This is a genomic window from Polynucleobacter sp. AP-Melu-500A-A1, assembly GCF_018882125.1.
In the GTDB taxonomy this organism is placed as follows: domain Bacteria; phylum Pseudomonadota; class Gammaproteobacteria; order Burkholderiales; family Burkholderiaceae; genus Polynucleobacter.
In genome coordinates, this window is sequence record NZ_JACVOZ010000003.1 from 235,766 (window position 1) to 259,769 (window position 24,004).

The 24,004-nt window shown below is 44.9% G+C and carries 25 protein-coding genes; 6 read left to right on the forward strand and 19 right to left on the reverse strand.

Annotation, left to right across the window (positions count from 1 at the left end; genetic code table 11):
* Positions 1–20: 20 nt before the first annotated feature.
* Positions 21–371: an RnfH family protein gene (locus ICN38_RS07695; RefSeq protein ID WP_216256488.1), complete on the reverse strand. Its 351-nt coding sequence runs from the start codon at positions 369–371 to the stop codon at positions 21–23.
* Positions 364–795: a type II toxin-antitoxin system RatA family toxin gene (locus ICN38_RS07700; protein ID WP_216256489.1), complete on the reverse strand. Its 432-nt coding sequence runs from the start codon at positions 793–795 to the stop codon at positions 364–366. The genes ICN38_RS07695 and ICN38_RS07700 overlap by 8 nt, the downstream gene beginning before the upstream one ends.
* Positions 796–821: 26 nt before the next feature.
* Between ICN38_RS07700 and smpB the strand changes: the two genes are divergently transcribed.
* From smpB to ICN38_RS07725, 5 genes are all read left to right on the forward strand, one after another.
* Entirely contained in the window at positions 822–1,274 is a 453-nt protein-coding gene (smpB, locus tag ICN38_RS07705) for an SsrA-binding protein SmpB (RefSeq protein WP_216129688.1), read from the forward strand.
* A 131-nt stretch (positions 1,275–1,405) separates the two neighbouring features.
* Positions 1,406–2,818 (forward strand): circularly permuted type 2 ATP-grasp protein, encoded by a 1,413-nt coding sequence (locus tag ICN38_RS07710; RefSeq protein WP_216256490.1) that lies wholly within the window; start codon positions 1,406–1,408, stop codon positions 2,816–2,818.
* A gap of 13 nt (positions 2,819–2,831) precedes the next feature.
* Complete coding sequence (locus tag ICN38_RS07715) at positions 2,832–3,809, forward strand: alpha-E domain-containing protein (RefSeq protein WP_216256491.1); 978 nt, start codon at positions 2,832–2,834, stop codon at positions 3,807–3,809.
* Positions 3,810–3,826: 17 nt separating this feature from the next.
* Positions 3,827–4,624 (forward strand): transglutaminase family protein, encoded by a 798-nt coding sequence (locus ICN38_RS07720; RefSeq protein WP_216256492.1) that lies wholly within the window; start codon positions 3,827–3,829, stop codon positions 4,622–4,624.
* A gap of 55 nt (positions 4,625–4,679) precedes the next feature.
* The gene (locus ICN38_RS07725) at positions 4,680–5,555 is read left to right on the forward strand and encodes a peptidase (protein ID WP_216256493.1); all 876 of its coding nucleotides are present in this window, start codon (positions 4,680–4,682) and stop codon (positions 5,553–5,555) included.
* Positions 5,556–5,592: 37 nt separating this feature from the next.
* Here ICN38_RS07725 and ppsA read toward each other — a convergent pair whose 3' ends face one another.
* Positions 5,593–7,989, reverse strand: a complete 2,397-nt coding sequence (gene ppsA / locus ICN38_RS07730) for a phosphoenolpyruvate synthase (protein ID WP_216256494.1) — start codon at positions 7,987–7,989, stop codon at positions 5,593–5,595.
* Between the two features lie 106 nt (positions 7,990–8,095).
* Between ppsA and ICN38_RS07735 the strand changes: the two genes are divergently transcribed.
* The gene (locus ICN38_RS07735) at positions 8,096–8,923 is read left to right on the forward strand and encodes a pyruvate, water dikinase regulatory protein (RefSeq protein ID WP_216256495.1); all 828 of its coding nucleotides are present in this window, start codon (positions 8,096–8,098) and stop codon (positions 8,921–8,923) included.
* Here the strand turns inward: ICN38_RS07735 and ICN38_RS07740 are convergent.
* From ICN38_RS07740 to rpsB, 16 genes are all read right to left on the reverse strand, one after another.
* Positions 8,920–9,744, reverse strand: coding sequence for an RNA methyltransferase (locus tag ICN38_RS07740; RefSeq protein WP_216256496.1), 825 nt, complete (start codon positions 9,742–9,744; stop codon positions 8,920–8,922). The two genes, ICN38_RS07735 and ICN38_RS07740, sit on opposite strands and share 4 nt — an antisense overlap.
* Positions 9,741–10,328: a ribonuclease HII gene (gene rnhB / locus ICN38_RS07745; protein WP_216256497.1), complete on the reverse strand. Its 588-nt coding sequence runs from the start codon at positions 10,326–10,328 to the stop codon at positions 9,741–9,743. The genes ICN38_RS07740 and rnhB overlap by 4 nt, the downstream gene beginning before the upstream one ends.
* On the reverse strand, positions 10,325–11,584 hold the full coding sequence (gene lpxB, locus ICN38_RS07750) for a lipid-A-disaccharide synthase (RefSeq protein ID WP_216256498.1): 1,260 nt from the start codon (positions 11,582–11,584) through the stop codon (positions 10,325–10,327). Before lpxB ends, rnhB begins: the two co-directional genes overlap by 4 nt.
* Positions 11,544–12,341: an acyl-ACP--UDP-N-acetylglucosamine O-acyltransferase gene (lpxA, locus tag ICN38_RS07755; RefSeq protein ID WP_216256499.1), complete on the reverse strand. Its 798-nt coding sequence runs from the start codon at positions 12,339–12,341 to the stop codon at positions 11,544–11,546. The genes lpxB and lpxA overlap by 41 nt, the downstream gene beginning before the upstream one ends.
* Positions 12,341–12,790, reverse strand: coding sequence for a 3-hydroxyacyl-ACP dehydratase FabZ (gene fabZ, locus ICN38_RS07760; RefSeq protein ID WP_216256500.1), 450 nt, complete (start codon positions 12,788–12,790; stop codon positions 12,341–12,343). The genes lpxA and fabZ overlap by 1 nt, the downstream gene beginning before the upstream one ends.
* A gap of 39 nt (positions 12,791–12,829) precedes the next feature.
* Complete coding sequence (gene lpxD, locus ICN38_RS07765) at positions 12,830–13,897, reverse strand: UDP-3-O-(3-hydroxymyristoyl)glucosamine N-acyltransferase (RefSeq protein WP_216256501.1); 1,068 nt, start codon at positions 13,895–13,897, stop codon at positions 12,830–12,832.
* A 5-nt stretch (positions 13,898–13,902) separates the two neighbouring features.
* Positions 13,903–14,430 (reverse strand): OmpH family outer membrane protein, encoded by a 528-nt coding sequence (locus ICN38_RS07770; RefSeq protein WP_216256502.1) that lies wholly within the window; start codon positions 14,428–14,430, stop codon positions 13,903–13,905.
* Positions 14,431–14,448: 18 nt separating this feature from the next.
* Positions 14,449–16,797 (reverse strand): outer membrane protein assembly factor BamA, encoded by a 2,349-nt coding sequence (bamA, locus tag ICN38_RS07775; protein ID WP_216256503.1) that lies wholly within the window; start codon positions 16,795–16,797, stop codon positions 14,449–14,451.
* Positions 16,794–17,924 carry an RIP metalloprotease gene (locus ICN38_RS07780; RefSeq protein ID WP_216256504.1) on the reverse strand — a complete coding sequence of 377 codons (1,131 nt, stop codon included), beginning with the start codon at positions 17,922–17,924 and terminating at the stop codon, positions 16,794–16,796. The genes bamA and ICN38_RS07780 overlap by 4 nt, the downstream gene beginning before the upstream one ends.
* A 39-nt stretch (positions 17,925–17,963) precedes the next feature.
* Entirely contained in the window at positions 17,964–19,148 is a 1,185-nt protein-coding gene (gene ispC, locus ICN38_RS07785; protein WP_216256505.1) for a 1-deoxy-D-xylulose-5-phosphate reductoisomerase, read from the reverse strand.
* A gap of 5 nt (positions 19,149–19,153) precedes the next feature.
* Positions 19,154–19,981 carry a phosphatidate cytidylyltransferase gene (locus ICN38_RS07790; RefSeq protein WP_216256506.1) on the reverse strand — a complete coding sequence of 276 codons (828 nt, stop codon included), beginning with the start codon at positions 19,979–19,981 and terminating at the stop codon, positions 19,154–19,156.
* Positions 19,982–19,999: 18 nt separating this feature from the next.
* On the reverse strand, positions 20,000–20,773 hold the full coding sequence (gene uppS / locus ICN38_RS07795; RefSeq protein ID WP_216256507.1) for a polyprenyl diphosphate synthase: 774 nt from the start codon (positions 20,771–20,773) through the stop codon (positions 20,000–20,002).
* A gap of 25 nt (positions 20,774–20,798) precedes the next feature.
* Positions 20,799–21,359 (reverse strand): ribosome recycling factor, encoded by a 561-nt coding sequence (gene frr, locus ICN38_RS07800; protein WP_216256508.1) that lies wholly within the window; start codon positions 21,357–21,359, stop codon positions 20,799–20,801.
* A gap of 11 nt (positions 21,360–21,370) precedes the next feature.
* The gene (gene pyrH, locus ICN38_RS07805) at positions 21,371–22,081 is read right to left on the reverse strand and encodes a UMP kinase (RefSeq protein WP_216256509.1); all 711 of its coding nucleotides are present in this window, start codon (positions 22,079–22,081) and stop codon (positions 21,371–21,373) included.
* Positions 22,082–22,266: 185 nt separating this feature from the next.
* Positions 22,267–23,151 (reverse strand): translation elongation factor Ts, encoded by an 885-nt coding sequence (gene tsf / locus ICN38_RS07810; protein ID WP_216256510.1) that lies wholly within the window; start codon positions 23,149–23,151, stop codon positions 22,267–22,269.
* The gene (gene rpsB, locus ICN38_RS07815) at positions 23,151–23,900 is read right to left on the reverse strand and encodes a 30S ribosomal protein S2 (protein WP_216256511.1); all 750 of its coding nucleotides are present in this window, start codon (positions 23,898–23,900) and stop codon (positions 23,151–23,153) included. The genes tsf and rpsB overlap by 1 nt, the downstream gene beginning before the upstream one ends.
* Positions 23,901–24,004 lie beyond the last annotated feature (104 nt).

Here is a 24,004-nt window from a genome sequence, read left to right on the forward strand (position 1 = left end):
CCCCTAGTCACAAAAACAGATTATAGCCTCCTAGCCTTTCTTTTAGCCGCCGCTGCTTGGAATTTGGCATCCTGCTTCTGATTAGCCTTTTTGCGCCGAACCGCCTTAGGGTCTATTAGTAAGGGGGAATAGAGCTCTAAACGATCCCCCGAGTAAATTGGACTATCCCAGTCCTTGCGCTTACCAAAAACCCCAAAACATCCCTTTCTTGCAAGAAGAGGGTCATTTGGGCCCGTGGCTACCCCAGCTTTGATTAAGGCTAACCCAACTGTGGGCAACTCATCTACAAGAAAGCTTAATTGGATGGGACTTAAAACGGGATCCCCCTGCCTAGCATCGCAAAGGGTGATGGTCATCACCTGCTTAGTCATAAAGGTCTTCAGCACGCTTTACAAAACAATCCACAAAGGTGCCAGCAATGAGCCCAAAGACAGGGCCAATAATCTTATCGAGGATTGCGCTCTTAAATTCCCAATGCAGCTTAAATTCAACCTTACAGGCGTCTTCCTTAAGGGGGATGAAGTTCCACTGTCCTGAAAATTGCTTAAATGGGCCATCAACAAAGACCATATCTATGGTTTCAGGTCGATGATTAATATTGCGGGTATGGAAATATTGATTAATACCCTTGAAATGAATCGTAATTTTGGCCTCTAGTATGGTTTCTGTTTGCTCAAATATCTCTACCCCGCCGCACCAAGGCAGAAACTCCGGATAACGTGCCACATCCGTCACCAAGCCATACATTCGGTCGGCGGATTGGCCAATTAAAACGGTCTTGTTGACGTCTGCCATAATCGATCTTGAGAAGCTAAATAAATATGAGTATCGTCGATAACAAAAAAGCCTTCTTCGATTATTTCATCGAGGAACGTTTTGAGGCCGGACTGGTGCTGGAGGGCTGGGAAGTTAAAGCCATTCGCGCTGGTCGCGCGCACATTAAAGAAGCGTACGTTGTCATACGTAAGGCGGAACTGTTTCTGATTGGCTGCCATATCACCCCTCTGCTTTCAGCCTCTACCCATATTGTTCCTGACAGCACCCGGACCAGAAAGCTCTTGCTTAATGCTATTGAAATTCGCAAACTCATTGGTAAAGTTGAGCAAAAAGGCTACACCCTGGTACCTTTAAATTTGCATTTCTCCAAAGGGAATGTCAAATGTGAAATTGGCTTGGCAAGGGGTAAAAAACAGCACGATAAACGCGCTGCTACCAAAGAACGTGAATGGGAAGTCCAAAAAGGTCGAATTGCTCGGGGCGATTTGAACGCCTAATTAGGGTGTAGACTCTTCAAAGGTTCTATAACCTTGAAGAGAAATGAAATACGCACCAATACTGTGCCTAACAGCACCAAGCTGCTTCAATTCCTAAAAATCCGTCTTTTCAAAGGCATTAGTTTGTCACTATGAAATTGCCTTTTGATGAAATGCTCGATGCCGCAGGCAAAGCGCGTCCCCACTACCAAATTTTCCATCAGTGGCTAAAACAGCAAAGCGATACCCTCATGGGTCTCAAACGTGCTGAAGCTGATCTTATTTTTAGGCGTGTGGGCATTACCTTTGCCGTCTACGGCGATGACCTTGGAGCAGAAAGAACGATTCCGTTTGATCAAGTACCGCGAATTTTTACAGCAAAAGAGTGGGAACAACTAGAAGCTGGTTTACGTCAACGCGTCAAAGCGCTAAATCGCTTTATTTACGACGTTTACCACGATGAAGAAATTATCAAAGCAGGGATTGTTCCTGGCGAGCAGATCTTTAACAATGCCCAATATCGCCCCGAGATGCGCAACGTCAGTGTGCCACGTGATATCTATGCCCAAATAGCAGGGATCGATATTGTTCGTGCAGGTGAAGGTGAATTTTATGTATTAGAAGATAACTTGCGCGTTCCCTCTGGGGTGTCCTATATGGTTGAAGATCGCAAGATGATGATGCGCCTCTTTCCTGATCTCTTTCAGAAATATAGAGTTGCTCCGGTAGAACACTACCCCGATATGCTTTTGGAATGTCTCAAGTCGGTTAAGCCCAATGATGTGAAAAAACCCAATGTAGTTGTGCTCACACCAGGCATGTACAACTCAGCGTATTTTGAACATAGCTATATTGCCCAGCAAATGGGTGTTGAGCTAGTAGAAGGCAAGGACTTGTTTGTTAAGAATGAACAAGTTTTCATGAGAACTACGCAAGGGCCTGAGCGAGTCGATGTGATCTATCGCCGTGTTGATGATGACTTCTTAGATCCATTGGCATTTCGCTCTGATTCCACTTTAGGCGTTGCTGGATTACTTTCTGCATATCGTGCAGGCAATGTAACCCTAGCAAATGCCATTGGCACTGGCATTGCAGATGACAAATCTATCTATCCTTATGTTCCAGAAATGATTGAGTTTTATCTTGGCGAAAAACCCATTCTGAATAACGTCCCTACTTTTCAATGTCGCAAGCCAGACGATTTAGCCTATACCCTGGCTAATCTCGAAAAATTAGTTGTCAAACTAACGCATGGTGCTGGTGGTTATGGCATGTTGGTAGGGCCTGCATCAACCAAAGCTGAAATTGAGGAGTTTAGATCTCATCTGATTGCCCATCCAGATCAATACATTGCTCAACCAACCTTGGCACTGTCTACCTGCCCTACCTTTGTGGACTCTGGTGTTGCCCCAAGACATATTGATCTCAGGCCATTTGTGCTTTCTGGCAAAACGATCAAGATGGTGCCCGGCGGATTAACAAGGGTAGCCCTTAAAGAAGGATCCTTAGTTGTGAATTCATCGCAAGGTGGCGGCACTAAAGATACCTGGGTGCTAGAGGAATAAGGGAAGAGTAGATATGTTGAGTCGAACCGCTGATTGTCTTTATTGGATGGCTCGCTATACTGAGCGCGCAGAAAATACTGCTCGTATGCTCGATGTCAATCATCAAACCTCACTTCTACCGCAGCCCGCAGAGTTTCTGGAGCAAAGCTGGAAAAAATTACTGACCATCTCTAAATTAGAAGAAGCATTTTTAAGCAAATACGATATCGTCAATCGCGAGAACGTATTGGACTTTATGATTTATGAAACCAGTAATCCGTCTAGCATTGTTTCCTGTTTATTTGCCGCACGAGAAAATGCGCGCGTTATTCGCGGCAAAATTACCTCTGAAGTTTGGGAGACGCAAAATACGACTTGGCTTGAATTACAACGCATCATAGAGGCCAGAAATCAAGCTGACCCTAGTCGACTACTTGAATGGGTAAAGCATCGCTGCCATCTATTTAGAGGGGTTATGTATGGCACGATGCTCAAAAATGAAGCCTTCTACTTTATTTGCGTTGGCACACTTCTTGAAAGAGCTGATAACACTGCCCGCATTCTTGAAACCAAATATGAAGTTCAGGATGTGCTAAAAGTTTTGAAATCCAAAAAGAAGGCTGAAGAAGGTAGCGATGGTGAGTTCTTTGATTTCTATCACTGGGCCGCATTACTGCGCTCTGTTTCAGCTTTCGAAATTTATCGTCAAATCTATTCTGATCAAGTTACGCCCAAAAAAGTTGCTCAGCTACTCATCTTTAATAAACAAATGCCTAGATCGCTAGTGTGTTGTGTCAATGAATTGATCCCCCTAATCTCAGAAGTCAAGAATCAGCAGTCGAAAGAAATTGAGCGCCTGCTTGGTAAGCTCAAAGCCAGCTTGGATTACTCTGATATTGATGAAGTCTTTGAACAAGGTTTAGAAGACTTTATTGAATCCTTCTTAGAACGTATTAACCATATTGCAGATGAGTTTAGTAATGCTTACCTCATCCCATTGGCTGTTGCCTAAGAATTCACAAAGACACTATGCACCTTAAAATACGTCACCGCACTGAGTACCGATATGAAACGCCAGTGCGTTACTCTATCCAAGAATTACGTCTGACACCCCCTTCCACTGCAGGCCAGCATGTAGATAAATGGAAAATTAGCACACCTATTAAAGCGTCTAGCTCTATAGATAGCTTTGGAAATTACTGCAGTGTATTTGTACAAGAAAGTCCCTACACTTCAATGATGATTGAGGCAGAGGGTGAGGTACATACTCACGATGCCTTTGAGTTTGTGGATGATGCTAAGGCAGTTTCACCCTACTATCTTTTACAACAAACTAATCTTACCGAACCCACAGACGAGATGATGGATTATTTTGCATATAGTCTGCCAAAAAATAATTCAGTTGAGCAAGTGCTAAAACTGGCTGAGGCAGTTCAAGGCTTGATTGTGTACTCTCCAGGACAAACCAATTTTGCTACTACTGCTGCCCAGTCTTTTGCTATGAAATCTGGCGTTTGCCAAGACCATGCTCATATCATGCTGGCACTTTGTCGTGCCTCTAATATTCCTGCACGATATGTCAGCGGGTACTTCTTTGCAGAAGAATCTCCTAATTTAGCAAGCCATGCCTGGATCGATTTTTGTAGCGATATTAAAAAAGGCATTTGGACGAGCGTTGATATTACCCATGCTTGCCTCATTGATGCACGTCATATTAGGCTTGCAATTGGCCGTGACTACTATTCGGCTGCGCCAGTAAAAGGCGTCCGTTCTGGTGGTGGTGGCGAAGAGCTTAGCGCCAATATCTCCATTGCTCAGCTACCCTAAGTAGCTCTTAGGTATTTAGGAGATAATTCGGAATCATGATTAAAAGGGTATTGGTATGACGTATTGCGTTGGACTTTGCTTAAAAGATGGTCTCGTATTTTTATCCGACACTCGCACGAATGCTGGCGTAGATCAAATTGGTACCTTCAGAAAAATGGCCTTATTTCAGGATAAGAATCGTTTTTTTACACTGATGAGTGCTGGCAATCTAGCAATTACCCAAGCCGTGAAAGAAATCCTCCTGCAAGGCCAGTTATTGAATGGCGTAAATCTTTGGACAGCCGAAAATGCGCATGATGCCGCAGTAGTAGTTGGTGATGCGATTAAGCTAGTTTATGAGCGTGATCATCTGGCGCTTGAAAAGGCCGGCATCGACTTTAATTGCAATTTAATTTTCGGTGGTCAAATTAAAGGGGAGCGTCCTCGACTATTTAATGTTTATTCTGCTGGAAACTTTATAGAAGCAACTCCAGAAAACTGCTATTTCCAAATTGGTGAGTCCAAATACGGTAAGCCTATTTTAGATCGGGTTGTCAATTTTTCTACCCCACTAAACCTTGCTACTAAATGTGCCTTGATCTCGATGGACTCTACACTCAATAGTAATATCTCGGTCGGCCTTCCCTTAGACCTTCTGGTTTATGAAAAGAATTCCTTGAAGCCTAGCAAACTAGTTACCTTAGATGAATCAAACCCTTACTTTCAGATGATCCATCAACTCTGGGGTGAAAAGCTCCGCGCTGCGTTTAACTCCATTGCTGAACCAAGCTGGAGTGGTGCGCATAAATCAAGCGCTATCTCAGCCCCCGCCAAGCGGATGAGCCCCATACCAATTCATCATCAACCACCAAAAGTAAAGGTAGTTAAATCTCCCATTGCAGTCAAAAGTAGTAAGTCAGTTAAAAAAATTGCAGTAAAGAAAAAGGCCTAGATCTCTAGGCCTTTTTTACTAATGCTGTTTGGCAGAATTATTTCTTACCCAACATTTCCCAAGTAGCAACAACACTATCAGGATTGAGTGAGATTGAAGTAATACCCTTCTCCACCAACCATCGCGCAAAGTCTGGGTGGTCTGAAGGTCCTTGACCGCAAATACCAACGTACTTATTTTGCTTGCGGCAAGCCTCAATCGAGCGGGCGATCATGAATTCAACAGCTGGATCACGCTCATCAAAGTCAATCGCTAACAACTCCATACCTGAATCCCGATCTAATCCCAGTGTGAGCTGAGTCATATCATTAGAGCCGATGGAGAAACCATCAAAATACTCTAGGAATTGATCGGCCAAGATTGCGTTTGATGGAATCTCGCACATCATGATCAGACGTAGACCATTCACACCGCGCTTCAGTCCAAGCTTTTCCATCATTTCGATCACGCGCTTAGCTTGATTAATGGTCCGAACAAATGGCACCATGATTTCTACGTTATCAAGACCCATATCTTCGCGAACATGTTTCATTGCGGCGCACTCCATAGCAAAGGCCTCACCGAAGTCCTTTGAAACATAACGTGAAGCGCCACGGAATCCTAACATTGGATTTTCTTCATCTGGCTCATAACGAGATCCACCAATCAACTTCTTGTATTCATTGGATTTAAAGTCAGATAAACGCACAATGACAGGCTTTGGATAAAAAGCAGCTGCAATCGTCGCTACACCCTCAACCAATTTATCTTCGTAGAACTGGCGTGGGCTTGCATAACCGCGTGCAACACTTTCAACAGCCCGTTTCAAATCAGGATCAATATTTGGATATTCCAGGACGGCACGAGGATGAACACCAATGTAGTTATTAATAATGAACTCTAAACGCGCCAATCCAACCCCCGCATTTGGAATCTGGCAAAAATCAAAGGCTAACTGAGGATTGCCAATATTCATGGTGATCTTGACTGGAATCTCTGGCAAGACACCACGAGAAATTTCTGTAACCTCAGTCTCAATTAAGCCATCATAAATATGGCCCTCATCACCCTCGGCACAGGAAACGGTGACAACCATGCCATCTTGCAATTGATCGGTCGCATCACCACAACCCACCACTGCAGGTACACCCAACTCACGAGCAATAATCGCAGCATGGCATGTACGCCCACCACGATTAGTCACAATGGCTGATGCGCGCTTCATGACTGGCTCCCAATTTGGATCCGTCATATCCGCTACCAACACATCGCCTGGCTGAACACGATCCATCTCACTTGGATCGCGAATGATACGGACAGGCCCTGCACCAATTTTCTGACCAATGGCACGACCTTTAGCTAGCACCTTAGAACTGCCTTTGAGTTTGTAGCGCATCTCAACTTGACCAGCAGCTTGACTCTTTACAGTCTCAGGACGGGCTTGAAGAATATAAATACGACCATCTTGGCCATCTTTACCCCATTCAATATCCATGGGACGACCGTAGTGCTTCTCAATAATGACGGCGTATTTAGCCAACTCAGTAATATCAGCATCTTCTAAAGAGAAGCGATTACGCTTCTCCGGTGTGACGTCGACTGTTTGTACTTTTTCAGCAGAACCCTTTGGCGCAAATTGCATCTGAATTAACTTAGATCCTAATGAGCGACGAATAATCGCTTTTTTATCTTGGGCTAAGGTTGTTTTAAATACATAAAACTCGTCCGGATTCACTGCACCCTGCACCACTGTTTCACCCAAACCATAGCTAGAGGTAATAAAGACAACATCCTCAAAGCCTGACTCTGTATCTAAAGTAAACATCACACCTGCAGCGCCTAAATCTGAGCGTACCATGCGCTGAATACCTGCAGAAAGGGCAACTTCAGCGTGCGCAAAGCCTTTGTGCACACGATAAGAAATTGCGCGATCGTTATACAAGGAGGCAAACACTTCACGGATCTTCTTCAGAACATCGTCAATGCCCTCAACGTTTAAAAAGGTTTCTTGCTGCCCCGCAAAAGAGGCATCTGGTAAGTCTTCAGCAGTAGCAGATGAGCGAACAGCGAAGGAACCTTTACCTGAGTCATCTAACACTGCGAATGCTCTGCGGATTTCTGCATCTAACTTAGGCTGAAATGGCGCTGTTTCTATCCAATTTCGGATTTCAGCACCTGCCTCAGCTAACGCACGGACATCATCAATATTGAGGTTTTCTAAACGCTTTTGGATACGTTCAGTCAGATTGTTGTGCTGGAGAAAATCCCGAAATGCTAGTGCAGTGGTAGCAAAACCAGTAGGCACCCTTACACCGGTTAAGGACAACTGAGAGATCATCTCGCCCAAAGAAGCATTTTTTCCGCCTACTGACTCAACGTCAGTCATCCGGAGTTGCTCAAAAGGCAAAACATAGGCATCAGCCATACTGCTATTTTGTTGCTGTTGGTTGGACATAAAATACTCTCTGAGGATAAGGAAACTGGTGTAGCTGCCACCGCAAATGGGGCATGCTTTAATATGATTCTATTGTAGTGCTGACCCTGACTTTTAAGCCAAATCCATGTCCACCCAAACCCGTATCGTTTTTATTGTTTCTGATGGCACCGGCATCACAGCGGAGAACTTCAGCCAATCGATTCTGGCTCAATTTGAGGCCAGTTTTAAGCATATTCGCGTCCCTTTTGTAGATAGCGTTGATAAAGCCCACGACGCAGTCAGTAGCATCAACCAAGCCGCTAGTAAATATGAGGTTCAGCCGATTGTCTTCACCACTTTGGTAAATTCTGAACTCAATGCAATTGTTGCTAAAGCTAATGGCTTGATATTGGATATGTTCCAAACCTTTGTGGCCCCTTTAGAGGAGGCGCTAGGAATCAAATCCACGCATGCAATGAACCGCCTTCACCATAATGCAGATACTGAGGCTTACAAACATCGCATTGAGGCCATCAATTATTCTCTCGCACATGATGATGGCCAATCCAATCAAAACTTGGCTGATGCAGATGTCATTTTGGTTGGCATCTCACGTGTTGGGAAAACGCCGACTAGCCTTTACTTGGCAATGCAATATGGTCTTAAGGCTGCGAACTATCCCTTAATCCCAGAAGATTTTGAGCGTGGACGCCTACCAACAGATTTAGCGCCCTTTAAGGAGAAGATTTTTGGCCTCATGATTGATGCTGAAAGACTTTCTGAGATTCGCAATGAACGTCGCCCTGGTAGTAATTACGCCAAACTCGAGAATTGTCGTTATGAAATTAACGAAGCCACTATGATGATGAAGAAAGAATCCATTCCTTGGGTGGTGACTACCAGCAAGTCAATCGAAGAAATTGCGACTACCGTTCTGCAAGCAATTAAGTCCGATAAAACAATCTTGGGTTAGTTGCGCCTAATACGCATTGTTTCAAATAAACACACCGCTGCTGCAGTAGAGACATTGAGTGACTCTACACGGGGATCAATCGGGATAGATACGCATTTAGCCTGCGCCAGAATAGCCTCTGATACGCCTTGTCCTTCACTTCCCATGACCCAAGCTACTGGATGTAATAAATCACCCTTCAGGGAATATATTTCACAATCGGCATCTGCAGTTGCCGCCAATAATGGGGCTGTTACTGCACTCAATACCTGTTCATTGGACCAGCCTTCATATAGATCTAATAGATGGTGCGCCCCCATGCCCGCTCGCAACACTTTGCTTGACCACAGATGTGCGCAACCTGTAATGGCAATTACCTGAGTAAAGCCAAATGCTGCAGCACTACGTAAAATTGAACCCACATTCCCTGCATCCTGAATACGATCGAGGATCAATACATCTCCGGCTAGAGTCCCAATAGATTGGGGTGGCGTTAGATAAGATTTAGGCAAATCTAAAAGTCCCGCTACATGAGGCGCATTGACTAAATCACTGAGCAAATCCCAAAGTGCGTTATCAAGCTGAAATACTCGCGTGTCAGGACAAATATCCAAATGGGAATATACCGCTTTTGCAATCTCAGTATTTTGAAGGCCAAGCTCTGAAGTGAGGATCACACTTAATGCAGGATCACCAACCCAAGTTTGAATAAGATGAATTCCCTCTAGTAACGCTTTGCCACTTGATACTCTAGCCTTCTGCCCTTTAGAGCCAGTAGCTTGTAGTAAGCGAATCTCTTTGAATAAGGAGTTCTCTTTAGAGCTAATGAGTTCAATATTCATAATGTCTCTAGCGCCCTACGGACCGGTGCAAAACTTCTGCGATGTTCTGCGCAGACCCCAAAAGCCTTGAGCGCTGCAAAATGCGCCTCCGTTGGATACCCCATATGCTGAGCAAATCCATATTGCGGATGTAGCTCATGCAACTCTTGCATTTGGCGATCACGCGTGACTTTGGCCAAGATGGAGGCAGCAGAAATGGCTGGTTCCTTGGCATCGCCCTTCACAATGGCCTCAGCTGCAATAGGAAGCTCTGGGCAACGATTGCCGTCAATGAGTGCCTTATCGGGCCAAGCGCCTAAACGAGTCGACAAATCCTCTATCGCACGTCGCATAGCCAACATGGTGGCTTGCAAAATATTGATCTCATCAATTTCAGCTGGGGAGGCTTGGCCAATTCCCCAGGCCTTCGCCTTTTGTATGATCTGTTCATACAAATATTCACGGCGAGCGGGGCTTAACTTCTTAGAATCTTTTAATCCCGCAATAGGATTCTCTGGATCGAGTATTACTGCACCAGCTACTACCGCTCCTACCAAAGGACCGCGCCCTGCCTCATCAACGCCGCAGACCCAAATCATACTCATTGAGCTACCCGCTGTTTACCTACAGAAGCAATAGTCTGGGCAACTGCCTGCGCAACCAATAGTCCAGTTGGACGCCGAAGTGTTTCATGCATTTGTGCAAATCGTTCTTGAAGCTCGGCAACTTTTACTGGATGCTCTAACCAGTCCTGCAAGGCGCTGGCTAATTTATCAGGCGTCGCATCGTCTTGCAATAGTTCAGGCACTACAAATGCTTCACACAAAATATTAGGCAAGCCAACATAGGGCAAATAACCTTGGCGCTTCATGATTTGCGCTGTTAACCAGGGCACCTTATAAGAAATCACCATAGGCTTCTTCCATAAGGCTGCTTGCAAAGTTGCCGTACCGCTAGCAATCAGAACAACATCGGAAGCCTCCAATACTTCATCTGCCATACCATCAAGCAAATGAATCTGAATATCAGGATTCACATTCTTTGTCTTGAGTAATAACTGTTCAAGAGGCTCACGTAATTGCGGTGTTGCTACTGGAATTAAAAAGTGGAGTTTCTGCCCCTTTAATCGCTCATTTAATAACTGCATTGTTTCAAAAAAGACTGGTGCAATAAGCTCAATTTCAGAAGCACGACTACCAGGCAAGACCGCAACTACGACTCCATCGAGCGCACTGCTTTCGATATTTAAAGTGTTGGCGATTTGTTCTCTAGCAAGCTGAGTATTGGGTTCTAGTGGTATATCGCTCGCTAATGGATGCCCAACATAAGTAGAAGCTACGCCAGCACGATCATAGATTTCAGTTTCAAAAGGAAAGATACACAACATACGCTCAACAGCTTGCGCAATCTTTTTAATACGCCCAGCCCTCCAAGCCCAAATGGATGGAGATACTAAATGTAAAGTGGGAATACCTGCCTTGCGCAGCTCTAACTCAACGCCCAAATTGAAATCTGGCGCATCTATACCTAAGTAAATATCTGGGCGCCCTTCGCCAAGAAGATTGGTAATGAGTTCTTTACGTAACTTCAGAATTGCCGGCAGCTGTTTAATTGCCTCTACATAACCACGGACACTTAATGTTTCCATGGGCCAGTCTGAACGCATACCCTCAGCCTGCATGCGGGGACCACCAATACCGTAGACCTCTAAGCTAGTCATATTCGGTATTTGCTTGAGCGCACTCAATGCTGGTGCAGCAAGTAAATCACCCGAGGGTTCGCCAGCTACACAAGCTAACTTAGGCAAAGTTAACCTAGCGCTACCGTATGATGCCGCGAGTAGATGCGGCAACAAAGTCATGGAACTGTGCAAGCTTTTCTTCAGTAGCAGGGTCGCCAGAACTGGCTACTACCATCTTCTGTAGCTCTACCTTAGCATCTTCAAAACTGAGGCCATCTTTATAAAGTACTTTATAAGCCTGACGTAAAGCAGAGATCGTTTCGCTGGAGAATCCACGGCGCTTTAAGCCTTCCACATTAATACCATGAGGAGAGGCCTTATCTCCGGCAGCAATAACAAAAGGTGGAATATCTTGCACTAAGGCAGAGGCACCGCCTAGCATGGCGTGTTGCCCAATACGAACAAATTGATGAACACCAGACATACCACCCATGATGGCCCAATCATTGACATGAACGTGCCCAGCAATTTGCGCATTACTAGAAAAGATAGTGTGATCACCGATCTGACAATCATGGGCAATATGAACATAAGCCATGATCCAATTATCATTGCCAATCCGTGTAATACCTTCATCTTGGGATGTGCCAGTATGAATCGTAGTGAACTCGCGAATGGTATTGCGATCTCCAATAATTAATTGGGTTGGCTCACCTCGGTATTTCATATCCTGTGGAGGGCCTCCAATGGCAGCAAAATGGGCAAACTCATTCTCTTTGCCAATGCTGGTATAGCCCTCGATCACAGTATGGGATCCAATCTTGGTTCCAGACCCGATTTTCACATTAGGTCCAATAACTGAATAAGGGCCAACCTCAACATCGCCAGCTAACTCAGCCTTGCTATCAACTACAGCAGATGCATGAATCCGAGTCATTACGCGCCTTTCGTACGAACCGCACAGGTAATGTTTGCCTCAGCAGCCAATTCACCATCAACGGTTGCCTGTACTTGAAACTTATAGATACCTGCACGTGCACGCTCTAGCTTCGCAGTCATAATCAATTGGTCACCAGGCAATACAGGTTTTTTAAAGCGAGCTCCATCGATGCCGGCAAAGTAATACACCGCATTCTCTTGCTTTACTTCTGAGAAAGTGAGTAATGCCGCTGTTTGAGCAAGAGCTTCAATAATTAATACACCAGGCATTACTGGAAAATCAGGGAAATGTCCTTGGAAAAAAGGCTCATTCATTGTCACGTTTTTTAGTGCGGTAATACTCTCACGCGGAGTAAGTTCAAGCACCCGATCTACCAATAAAAATGGATAGCGATGTGGCAACAACTTTAGAATCTGATTGATATCGATTGCAATAGCTTTGCTCATAAATTACCCACTTAATTAATAATTCTAGTTACAGTAGTCCTAAGACTCTTTATTTTGGTTTTTATCTAATAAACGCAAGCGTTGACGTATTTTATCTAGGCCACGCAAGATAGCAGCATTTTTCTCCCAAGCACTATGGAGCATTGAGGGATAAACCCCCGTGAAATGCTGTCCAGGCTCAGTGATAGAGCGAATAATTGAAGTATTGCCCGATACCGTAGTTCTATCAGCAATCGTCAGATGCCCAGCAAAGTTTGCAGCGCCCCCGATGATGCAGAAGTTTCCGATCTTAGTACTGCCAGAGATTGCCGCACACCCTGCGATAACACAACAATTCCCAATCGACACATTGTGGGCAATTTGCACTTGATTATCAATTTTGCTACCCGAACCAATGAACGTATCACTCATAGCCCCTCGGTCAATCGTGGTAGAGGCGCCTATTTCCACATCATTTCCGATAACAACTCGTCCGGTTTGAGGAATTTTGACCCACTCACCACCGCTTGCTGAAAAGTCAGGTGCGAATCCGAAGCCATCAGCACCAATCACAGCGCCACTATGAATAATGCAACGCTCGCCAATCTGAGTGCTGTAATACATTGATACGGCGGGATGTATTACTGAGTCATCACCAATGATGCAGTCTCTTGCAATGGTGGTATTTCCCAGAACAGATACGCGCTCACCTAATTTCACACCTGCACCAATTTGTACAAAAGCCCCAATATGACATGAAGCTGGAATGCTTGCGCTAGGATCTATTGCAGCACTTGGATGGATACCTGCCTGATAAAGCGGCATCGTCGATTGTGCAAAGTGCTGCGCCATTCTTGCAAACGTAGCATAAGAATTTTTTGAAACAAAATAGGCTCGCTTTGCAGAATGAGCACTAGGATTGGCTTGCAAAAATTCGAGGTCTGATTGACTAACAATCAACGCACCTGCAGTACTATCACTAGCCTGTTGACGATACAGAGGATTAGAGAGAAAGGATATTTGATCCGGCTGCGCTCGCTCTAGAGGAGCAAGGCCATTAAATACCAGAGAGGCCTCCCCCACCAAGCTTGCTTGAAACTGTTTGGCCAGCTCGATGGCGGTAGGCATAAAGCTTACTTGAGACTGTTCAGAGCCTTGATCACATCATCAGTGATGTCGGCCTTAGGGCTAACATAGGCAGCTTCTTGAACAATCACGTCCAACTTCCTTTGTTCAGCGATTTGCTTCAGGACTTGATTGGCTTTTTCAGCAATCTTTCCGCGCTCTTCAAAGGTACGCTGGTTTAAGTCTTCTGTAAATTCACGTTGCTTACGTTGTAGTTCACGATCTTGGTCTGCCAATTCACGTTGGCGACGTATACGCTCAGCTTCATTCATTACAGCAGCATCACGATCGAGCTTTTCAGCTGCTGATTTAATTTTTTGTGCACTATCACGCAGATCATTTTGGCGCTTGTTAAATTCGTTTTGTAATCGCGTTTGCATTGCTTTAGCTAGGTTGGACTCGTTAAATACTTTTTCTGAGTTCACAACCGCTACGCGCGTTCCAGCATCTTGAGCATATACATGCGGAACAGAAAATGCAGCAATCACAGCAACCAGGCTGGTCTGAATCCATTTTGAAGAATAATGAAGCTTCATAAAACTTTCCTTAAACAATTAAAACGCTGTACCTACCTGGAACTGCAAACGCTGGACATTATCCGTTGGTAAAGACTTAATCGGGATACCGTAGCTGAATTTAAGTGGTCCGAGCGGTGATATCCATGATAAACCTAAGCCATAAGAATAGCGTAAAACTAAGTTCATATTTTGACCAAAAACGTTACCGCCGTCCACGAATCCAAACAACCTCAGGGTCTTATCAGCGCCAGAACCTGGAACGGGCACCGTATATTCGAGGTTTGACACAATTTTGGACTGTCCGCCGGTGGGCTGATTTGTGCCCGTATTGACGTTATAGAAGGTTGGACCCAGGGAGCCAGGGGCATAGCCTCGAACCGATCCAATACCACCAACATAGTAGTTTTTGACAATTGGGAAGGGATTATTGCCATAAGCTTGGCTATAACCGACCTCACCATTAAAGGACAAGATATTGCCTTTTGAGAAAGAGTGGTACTTCTGATACTGACCATATATACGGTAAAAGGTCATATTTCCTGCTGGGGTGCCAACTTCACCCGTCAGCTGCTGTAATGATCCCGTGGACGGTATTAAAGAACTATCCCGACCATCACGAGACCAGCCAACCGTGACCGGAATGTTATAGGTTGTCAAAGTCGCTGGATATCCAGGGGGAGCAATGCCATAACTCTCTGCATAAGTCAGGTAAGGTTGTGGGGTACTAGACGATGTCGTAATTCTGTAAAACTCCAATCCAGAACCAAAAAATACCCGATCTACTTCGCTGTAAGGAACGCCAAACTTAATGTTGGAGCCAACAGATTTTATTTGATAGCTTGGATCACCCGTGTAGTAAAGGGGCTTAGATGAACGGTAGTACAAATCGGTATAGCGACTAATGCCATCCTCAGTAAAGTAGGGGTCATACTGGGATAAGGCCAGGTTTTGATTAATCTTACCCAAAGAGGCATTCAAACCAATAGCAGTGCCTGTACCAAAAGCATTATCTTGATTAATACCAGCAGAAAGAATCAGTTTTTCTGTTGAAGAAAAGCCTGCACCAATTGTTATAGAGCCTGTTGGTTTTTCAGCAACCTTCACATTGACATCGACCTGGTCAGTAGACCCGGGAACATCCTCAGTAGTGATATCTGTCTCAGTGAAATATCCCAAACGACCTAAACGCTTTTTCGATAACTCAATCTTATCGCCGTCAAACCATGAGCTTTCAAACTGACGTACCTCTCGACGAATCACCATATCGCGAGTCTTGGCATTGCCCGTCACATTAACCTGACGCACGTAAATACGACGTCCCGGATCAATCACAAGCGTAATGTCCACCTCACTTAGATCGCGACGCACATCCGGCTGAGGGTTAATGGTGGCAAAAGCATAACCATAGGAACCCAATATTTCCGCAATAGCCTTGGTACTCTCGGTAAGCTTAGCTGAAGAGAATGTATCTCCAGCCTTGAGCGTCACCAACTGCATCAACTCGTCTTCTTTACCAAGCAACTCACCAGCAAGGCGCACGTTTTTAACGGTAAACTTATTGCCTTCACGAACACTAATCGTTAAATAGATACCCTTCTTATCGGGAGTAATCGAAACCTGTGTGGATTCGATAACAAATTCAAGATACCCACGATTCAAATAGTAAGAGCGAATATTTTCTAAATCAGCAGTTAATTTTTGTTTAGAGTACAAATCATCTTTGCTATACCAAGACAACCAACCACCTGTTTTTAACTGCATCTCGCTTCGGAGAGTGCTTTCGCTAAAGGCACTGTTTCCAATGAAGTTGATTTCCTGAATTTTCGCTACCGGACCTTCGTCAATATTGAAGTAAATTGCAACCTGATTACGCTCAACTGGGGTAACCGTAGCAACTACCTCAGCAGCATACATGCCCTTACCAACATATTGACGCTTCAATTCTTGTTCAGCTTTATCGATTAAAGCCTTATCGTAGAAACGCGCCTCCGCTACCCCAACCGCTCTCAAGGATTTGCGCACGATCTCTTGATCAAACTCTTTCATCCCCGTAAACTCAATCCGAGATATCGTAGGGCGCTCCTCAACAATCACAATTAATACATCGCCTTGCGCCTGAATCTGGACATCCCTAAAAAAACCAGTTCCATATAAAGCTTTAATAGATTCAGCGCCCTTTTCATCGGTAAAAGTGTCGCCTACTTGAACCGGTAAATAACTAAAGACCGTTCCAGGCTCTACCCGTTGTAAACCTTCAATGCGAATGTCTTTGATGACAAAGGAATCTGCAGCCTGTACGTTTAAGCTTAGAGCAGCGGCCACTACTAGGAGTAGTTGAGCAAAAAAACGGGCAAAAACAGGAAGGGAAGAGATCAAAAAATTCAAGGCGAAAAATAGCGTTGCAAATCATTAAACAAGGCGAGGAGCGAGAGTGAAATCAGCAAAAGAAAGCCCAATTTCTGGAACTGTTCCTGCATGGAAATCGAAATTCGCTTACCAGCAACCAACTCCCATGCATCATACAGGAGCTGACCCCCATCAAGCATGGGAAAAGGGAGTAAGTTGAGCAGCCCAATACTGATGCTGATCAGGGCTAAAAATGCAAAAAAAGCTTGCCACCCCACTTGGACAGACTTCCCAGCCATATCGGCAATACTTAAAGGACCACCAAGCTGCTTGAGGGAGGTATTTCCGGTAAAAAATCCCGCCATGAGCCTCACAGAAACCTTCGTAATAAGCCATACCCGATGAGAGGCATAAAGCACTGCGTCCAATGGACCCAACTGAAGTTCCTGCCACTTAGTTCCTGGACTCACGATTGGTCTAATCCCAAGCGCTAGCATCGGATCTGTATTTGGTGAAATTTTCGGGAGATCTTGAGCGGGGAATGCCTTAATAAAGCGACCGCCAGAGGGGCCTTGTAACTCTAGAGCAAAACCGCTTTGCGCCGTTAGCGAATCAAGCAAATTCCACCGTAAAGAATTCCAGCTACGTACCGTTTCAAAGTCACCTGAAGCGCTTACCAATTCATCATCCGACAAATCTTGCCATCCTACTACTCGATCACCTTGCATGAGGCCTAACTTAGCGGCTAAGGAAGTCTCGGGAGGCGCCTCTAACACTGCAGGCAATTGAGGAACACCGGAAACATAAATGATGGCAAACAATATGACAGACAAGAAAAAATTGGCAAATGGTCCTGCGGCAACAATGAGAGATCTTTGCCATAATTTTTTACTATCAAATGCACTTGCTCGCTCTTGTGGCGTAATGACCTGTTCACGATCCCTCCCATCCAGGAGTTTGACGTAGCCACCCAAAGGAATAGCTGCTAATACCCATTCCGTTTGATTCTTTGTTCGATAGGTGAAAAGTGGTTTGCCAAAGCCAACAGCAAAGCGCAAGACGCGTACTCCACAGCAACGAGCCGCCAGAAAGTGACCAAACTCGTGAAAACTCACCAAGACACCCAAGGTAAGTAAAAAAGCAGTTAGAGTAATTAACGCTTGCAAGTAATTTCTTTCGTTGATTTTCTAAAGCGTCTTAATAAACTACTTCTGAAGCGCGCCAATAAAGTCTTGCGCCACTCTTCTTGCATGCGCATCTGCATCTAATATGACATCCAGAGAATCAACTGAGCTATTCTGAATTTCGTTCAAGGTTTTTTCTACGATGACAGGGATTTGCAAATAAGATAGGCCCCCATCTAAGAATGAGGCAACAGCAATTTCATTTGCGGCGTTGAGAACCGTTGGCGCTAGACCGCCAGACTTAGCAGCTGAAAATGCTAATGCTAAACAAGGAAAACGCTGGAGATCAGGTTCACTGAAACTCAGTGCTGCGAGTTCAGCCAGGTTTAGAGGAGCCACTCCAGCTTCAATACGCTCTGGCCAGGCTAATCCATAAGCAATTGGAGTGCGCATATCAGGCTGCCCCAATTGGGCCATCACTGACCCGTCGGTATAGCGCACCATAGAATGAACTACGCTCTGGGGATGAATCAATACTTTGATTTTTTCTAAGGGCAGCCCAAATAACCAAAAAGCTTCAATCAACTCAAGCCCTTTGTTCATCATGGTTGCCGAATCCACCGAAATTTTTCTACCCATTACCCAATTAGGATGAGCGCATGCTTGGTCTGGCGTAATCGACGCCAAATCCTCTAGTGGAGTATTTCTAAAAGGTCCACCTGAAGCAGTTAACCAAAGCTCTTCAACCCCCAAACTTAGCTTGGAATTTTGGGAGAAGTTTGGAGGAAGACATTGAAAGATGGCGTTATGTTCACTATCAATTGGAAGAAGTTCCCCTCCCCCCGCTTTCATAGCTTGCATAAATAAATGACCGGACATCACCAGTGCTTCTTTATTGGCCAGCAATACCCTTTTTCCCGCTTTGGCAGCAGCCAGAGTCGGTACTAAGCCTGCTGCTCCAACGATTGCAGCCATGACCGTATCGCAGCCAGAATCTAGAACAGCAGAAACCAAGGCCTCGGGACCATGCAACACTTGAGTAGGAATATTTCTTTCAAGGAGTATTGCACTCAAACGAGCAGCACTCTGAGCGTCGCCAATCACAGCGATGGTTGGGATAAATTCAATACATTGCGCGGCCAATAGTTCAACCTGTTTGCTAGCCGTTAAAGCAACCAGCTTAAATCGATCAGGATGCTTACGAATGACATCTAATGTATTGACGCCAATTGAGCCCGTGGAGCCTAGAACAGCGATATGTCTCATGAATGTTATACCAAGCCCGCTAGGAGTGCTGCAATAGGCATTGTCGGAATTAATGCATCAGCACGATCAAGCACTCCGCCATGCCCTGGTAATAAATTACTGCTATCTTTCACGCCTGCCATCCGCTTTAACTGGGACTCAAACAAATCCCCAAAAATACTGAAGGCTGTTAACACTGTCACCATCAAGAAAGTTGGCACCCATCCAAAGCGAATAGCGCAAGTGCCAAATAGGGTCGACTCAAAAGGCAGATAAAAAATACAAAGTAAAGCATATCCATAGCAAAGTAATAAGCCACCTAGAGCGCCTTCGATAGATTTCCCCGGGCTGATTTGTGCAGCAAGCTTGCGCTTACCAAAGGCTTTACCAACAAAATAGGCGCCAATATCTGCAACCCAAACTAAAGCCATCGTACTCAACAGAAATACCAAGCCAAGTTCACGCAAAAAAACTAGAGCAAACCAAGTGGCAGGCAACAGAATTAATCCCAATACAACATAAAATGGGCGCAATTTTTGCAAAGAAACATTCATGCCCTTAGCTAAGATAAAAGGCGCCAAGAAAAACCAGAAAATGACAGCGATTAGCAACAAAGCAAATTGCCAGGCAACGTTTTGCATCGCCAAGAGCAACAAGATGATCGCTAAGCAAAATAAAGCGTACAGCCATGCTGCGCGGGTTGCTTGAGGACTTAGCAAACGACTCCACTCCCAAGCGGCAGCCAAGAGAGCAAACAAGAAAAAAGCGCCTATATAAACAGGCGGCAGTAAAAATAGGATGGGTAATAGTACCGCTAAAAGAGCAATGGCAGTAATGACGCGGGTTTTTAGCATGGGATTACTAAAAAAAGATCAAACTGCATCGCTCATCGCTTGAGATGCAAGCTGAGCACTAGTGCGGCCAAAGCGGCGTTCACGTTGGCTATACCAATCAAATGCTTTATGTAATTCTGCCTCATCAAAATCAGGCCATAGAACATCCGTGAAATATAACTCGGTATAAGCTAACTGCCATAACAAGAAGTTGCTAGTACGTTGCTCACCACCAGTGCGAATAAATAAATCTGGCTCTGGAGCAAAAGCCATTGAGAGATGAGGCTGCAATAACTCCTCTGTTACTTGCTCTGGCTTGAGATTAGGGTTAGCAGCGATGCAGCGCCGCATTGCCTGCAAAATATCCCAACGACCGCCATAGTTAGCAGCAATTGTAAAAGTGAGTCCTTTACAAGCTGCCGTTTTTTGCTCAGAGAAATGAACCATCTCTTGAATAGCAGGATCAAAGCGGCTTAAGTCTCCAATGACGCTGAAGGCAATATCGTTTTCAGCCATGCGTGAAACCTCGCCCTTAAGGGACTTTAAAAAGAGCTTCATCAAGAAACCCACTTCTTCGGGGGGGCGACGCCAATTCTCAGAGCTAAAAGCAAAGACTGTTAAGTATTCAACGCCAATACGTCGGCATTCTTCAACCACTTTACGGACTGCACCCAAGCCCTCGGAGTGTCCAGCAACACGCGGCATTAAACGCTTACTAGCCCAGCGCCCATTACCATCCATGATGATAGCCACATGACGTGGTATCGCGCTTGCCTCAGGAACGGCCAGGGTTGAACTAGTGTATTTGGTCATAAAGGATAAAGAGTCAATGAGGTTCTTAAACCGTCATGATCTCTTTTTCTTTGTCCACAATGATCTTGTCGATCTCAACCACTGCTTTATCAGTCATTTTCTGAATTTCATCTGTAGCACGACGCTCTTCATCCTCAGAAATTTCTTTGTCTTTCGTTAAGCGTTTGAGATGCTCATTAGCATCACGACGTAAATTACGCACTGCAATTTTAGTATCTTCGCCCTCGCTTTTAACTACTTTTGTTAATTCGCGGCGACGCTCTTCAGTTAATGCAGGCATTGGCACACGAATGACCGTACCTTGCGAAGCTGGATTCAAACCCAAATCAGAGTCACGAATCGCTTTTTCCACTGCAGCAACCATTGTTTTTTCAAATGGCTGAACGTTAATAGTTCGAGCATCAGCTAAGCCTAAGCTTGCAACTTGACTCAAAGGAGTTGGATTACCGTAATAATCCACCTGAATATGCTCCAGAATTCCTGGGTTAGCTCGGCCTGAACGAATTTTTGCTAAATTGGTTTTTAAGGCCTCAAGAGACTTTTGCATCTTTTGATCAGTATTGGTTTTAATTTCTGTTGCAGACATCAGGCCTCCTATTAAACGTGTACTAACGTACCTTCTGGCTCACCCTGTACCACGCGCATGAGAGCACCTGGTTTGAGTATTGAAAATACTTTGATTGGTAGCTTACGGTCACGACACAAGGCAAAAGCAGTAGCGTCCATGACTTGTAAATTTTTGATTAAGGCCTCATCAAAGGTAATGGTCTTATATAAAGTTGCCGTTGGGTCTTTGACGGGATCTGCACTATAGATTCCATCCACCTTAGTCGCCTTCAGCATCACTTCTACACCCATCTCTGCGCCGCGGAGGGCTGCTGCAGTATCAGTAGTGAAGAATGGATTACCTGTGCCTGCAGCGAAAATAACAACCTTGCCTTCACTCATCGCCCGAATAGCGCGCGGACGAATATAAGGTTCAACAACTTGGTCCATACGTAGTGCAGATTGAACTCGGGCTTCGACACCCTTTTGGCGGAGTGCATCTTGTAATGCCAGTGAATTCATCATGGTTGCCAACATACCCATGTAATCGGCAGTAGCACGATCCATACCAGCTGCACCGCCTGCAACACCTCGGAAAATATTACCGCCGCCAATCACAATGGCTAGCTCCACCCCACTATTGACTACCTGGGCTATTTCAGAAACCATGGCATCAATGGTGACTGGATTGATGCCAAAAGCATCATCACCCATAAGGGCTTCACCAGATAGTTTTAGTAGGACACGTTTGTAGGCTGGCATGTTTTCTATTTTCCGTAATTAGCCGAGTAATTTACTCACTTAGCTTATTGATCTTTAAGCGCTTTTTAATATCTTCGCCAAATTATAAAGGGCTTGGGATAGATCAAAGAAAAGGGCATAGAAACCTGAGTTTCTATGCCCTTTGGGGTAATACCGACCGGCCGGGGGAATCCCCTAATAACTTGTTAAGCGCTTACTTTAGAGGCAGCAGCTACTTGAGCGGCAACTTCTGCCGCAAAGTCATCTTGACGCTTCTCAATGCCTTCACCTACAACAAACATAGTAAAACCTTTGATTGTTGTATTTGCGGCTTTGAGCATTTGTTCTACTGTTTGCTTATCGTTTTTAACGAAGGATTGGTTCAATAAAGAAACCTCTTTGAGGTACTTCTGAATAGAACCTTCAACCATCTTTTCAACGATTTCTGGTGGTTTGCCAGATTCGGCAGCCTTTTGTACCGCAACGCTACGCTCAATCGCAATCGATTCAGCAGGAACATCAGCCGTAGACAAAGCAACAGGCTTCATTGCAGCAATATGCATTGCCACGTCTTTAGCTGCAGTTTCGTCACCCTCGAACTCAACCATGACACCAATACGAGTACCGTGGAGGTAAGAAACCAACTTGCTACTATCCGCAAAACGCTTAAAGCGACGTGGCATGATGTTTTCGCCGATCTTGCCGATCAATGCGCTACGCACAGTATCAACAGAGGAATCACCCATCGGCAAAGCCAACAAAGCAGCAACGTCAGCTGGGTTCTTTTCAGCAACCAACTTCACGCACTCGTTTGTGAATGCCAAGAAATCATCGTTCTTAGAAACGAAATCGGTTTCACAGTTCACTTCCAATAAAGCACCATTAGTACCATTGATAAATGAAGCAACAATGCCTTCAGCAGTCACACGAGAAGCAGCCTTACCAGCTTTACTGCCTAGCTTTACACGCAGAATTTCTTCTGCACGAGCCATATCACCATCAGCCTCTGTTAAAGCTTTTTTGCACTCCATCATCGGAGCATCAGTTTTGGCGCGTAATTCGCCAACCATTGCAGCGCTAATAGCGGCCATTATTCAGCCTTCCCTTCTTCAATAAACTCTTCTTCACCTTCTTTAACTGCAGTCAATATTTCCTGAACTGCGTTAGCTTTACCTTCGAGGATTGCATCAGCAATGCCGCGGGCATAAAGGGTTACTGCCTTGCTAGAGTCATCGTTACCAGGAATGATGTAATCAACACCCTCTGGTGAGTGGTTGGTATCTACGACAGCGATCACTGGAATACCTAATTTGTTTGCTTCTGTAATGGCAATCTTGTGATAGCCAACGTCCACAACAAAAATAGCATCAGGAACACCATTCAAATCCTGGATACCACCGAGTGCTTTTTGCAATTTGTCGAGATCACGGTCATTAGTCAAAGCTTCTTTCTTAGAAAGCTTTTCCCAGTCGCCAGCTTCTTTAGCAACTGCCATGTCCTTCAAACGCTTGAGGGAACCTTTAACAGTTTTGAAGTTGGTGAGCGTACCGCCCAACCAACGGCTGTCGATATAAGGCATACCAGCGCGGGTTGCTTCTTCAGCAATAATCTCGCGTGATTGGCGTTTAGTACCAACAAATAAAATCGTGCCACGATTAGCAGCAACTTGTTTTGCAAATTTCAGAGAATCCTGAAACATTGGCAATGTTTTTTCCAAGTTGATGATGTGGATCTTGTTGCGATGACCGAAAATATATGGGGCCATCCTTGGTGACCAGAAGCGCGTTTGGTGACCAAAATGGCAACCGGCTTCCAGCATTTGACGCATCGTTACTGACATAACTTCTCCTAAGGGTTTGGTTCTAAGATTGAGTCCTAGCTGCGCTAAAAAACGCCACCCTGGAAGGCTCAACCCGCGATTTCAGGTCCAAAATAGACCCAAGA

Coding starts and splice junctions, on each gene's coding strand:
- ICN38_RS07695 (WP_216256488.1), bottom strand. CDS start 371: ATGACTAAGCAGGTGATGACCATCACCCTTTGCGATGCTAGGCAGGGG.
- ICN38_RS07700 (WP_216256489.1), bottom strand. CDS start 795: ATGGCAGACGTCAACAAGACCGTTTTAATTGGCCAATCCGCCGACCGA.
- smpB (WP_216129688.1), top strand. CDS start 822: ATGAGTATCGTCGATAACAAAAAAGCCTTCTTCGATTATTTCATCGAG.
- ICN38_RS07710 (WP_216256490.1), top strand. CDS start 1,406: ATGAAATTGCCTTTTGATGAAATGCTCGATGCCGCAGGCAAAGCGCGT.
- ICN38_RS07715 (WP_216256491.1), top strand. CDS start 2,832: ATGTTGAGTCGAACCGCTGATTGTCTTTATTGGATGGCTCGCTATACT.
- ICN38_RS07720 (WP_216256492.1), top strand. CDS start 3,827: ATGCACCTTAAAATACGTCACCGCACTGAGTACCGATATGAAACGCCA.
- ICN38_RS07725 (WP_216256493.1), top strand. CDS start 4,680: ATGACGTATTGCGTTGGACTTTGCTTAAAAGATGGTCTCGTATTTTTA.
- ppsA (WP_216256494.1), bottom strand. CDS start 7,989: ATGTCCAACCAACAGCAACAAAATAGCAGTATGGCTGATGCCTATGTT.
- ICN38_RS07735 (WP_216256495.1), top strand. CDS start 8,096: ATGTCCACCCAAACCCGTATCGTTTTTATTGTTTCTGATGGCACCGGC.
- ICN38_RS07740 (WP_216256496.1), bottom strand. CDS start 9,744: ATGAATATTGAACTCATTAGCTCTAAAGAGAACTCCTTATTCAAAGAG.
- rnhB (WP_216256497.1), bottom strand. CDS start 10,328: ATGAGTATGATTTGGGTCTGCGGCGTTGATGAGGCAGGGCGCGGTCCT.
- lpxB (WP_216256498.1), bottom strand. CDS start 11,584: ATGACTTTGTTGCCGCATCTACTCGCGGCATCATACGGTAGCGCTAGG.
- lpxA (WP_216256499.1), bottom strand. CDS start 12,341: ATGACTCGGATTCATGCATCTGCTGTAGTTGATAGCAAGGCTGAGTTA.
- fabZ (WP_216256500.1), bottom strand. CDS start 12,790: ATGAGCAAAGCTATTGCAATCGATATCAATCAGATTCTAAAGTTGTTG.
- lpxD (WP_216256501.1), bottom strand. CDS start 13,897: ATGCCTACCGCCATCGAGCTGGCCAAACAGTTTCAAGCAAGCTTGGTG.
- ICN38_RS07770 (WP_216256502.1), bottom strand. CDS start 14,430: ATGAAGCTTCATTATTCTTCAAAATGGATTCAGACCAGCCTGGTTGCT.
- ispC (WP_216256505.1), bottom strand. CDS start 19,148: ATGAGACATATCGCTGTTCTAGGCTCCACGGGCTCAATTGGCGTCAAT.
- ICN38_RS07790 (WP_216256506.1), bottom strand. CDS start 19,981: ATGCTAAAAACCCGCGTCATTACTGCCATTGCTCTTTTAGCGGTACTA.
- uppS (WP_216256507.1), bottom strand. CDS start 20,773: ATGACCAAATACACTAGTTCAACCCTGGCCGTTCCTGAGGCAAGCGCG.
- frr (WP_216256508.1), bottom strand. CDS start 21,359: ATGTCTGCAACAGAAATTAAAACCAATACTGATCAAAAGATGCAAAAG.
- pyrH (WP_216256509.1), bottom strand. CDS start 22,081: ATGCCAGCCTACAAACGTGTCCTACTAAAACTATCTGGTGAAGCCCTT.
- tsf (WP_216256510.1), bottom strand. CDS start 23,151: ATGGCCGCTATTAGCGCTGCAATGGTTGGCGAATTACGCGCCAAAACT.
- rpsB (WP_216256511.1), bottom strand. CDS start 23,900: ATGTCAGTAACGATGCGTCAAATGCTGGAAGCCGGTTGCCATTTTGGT.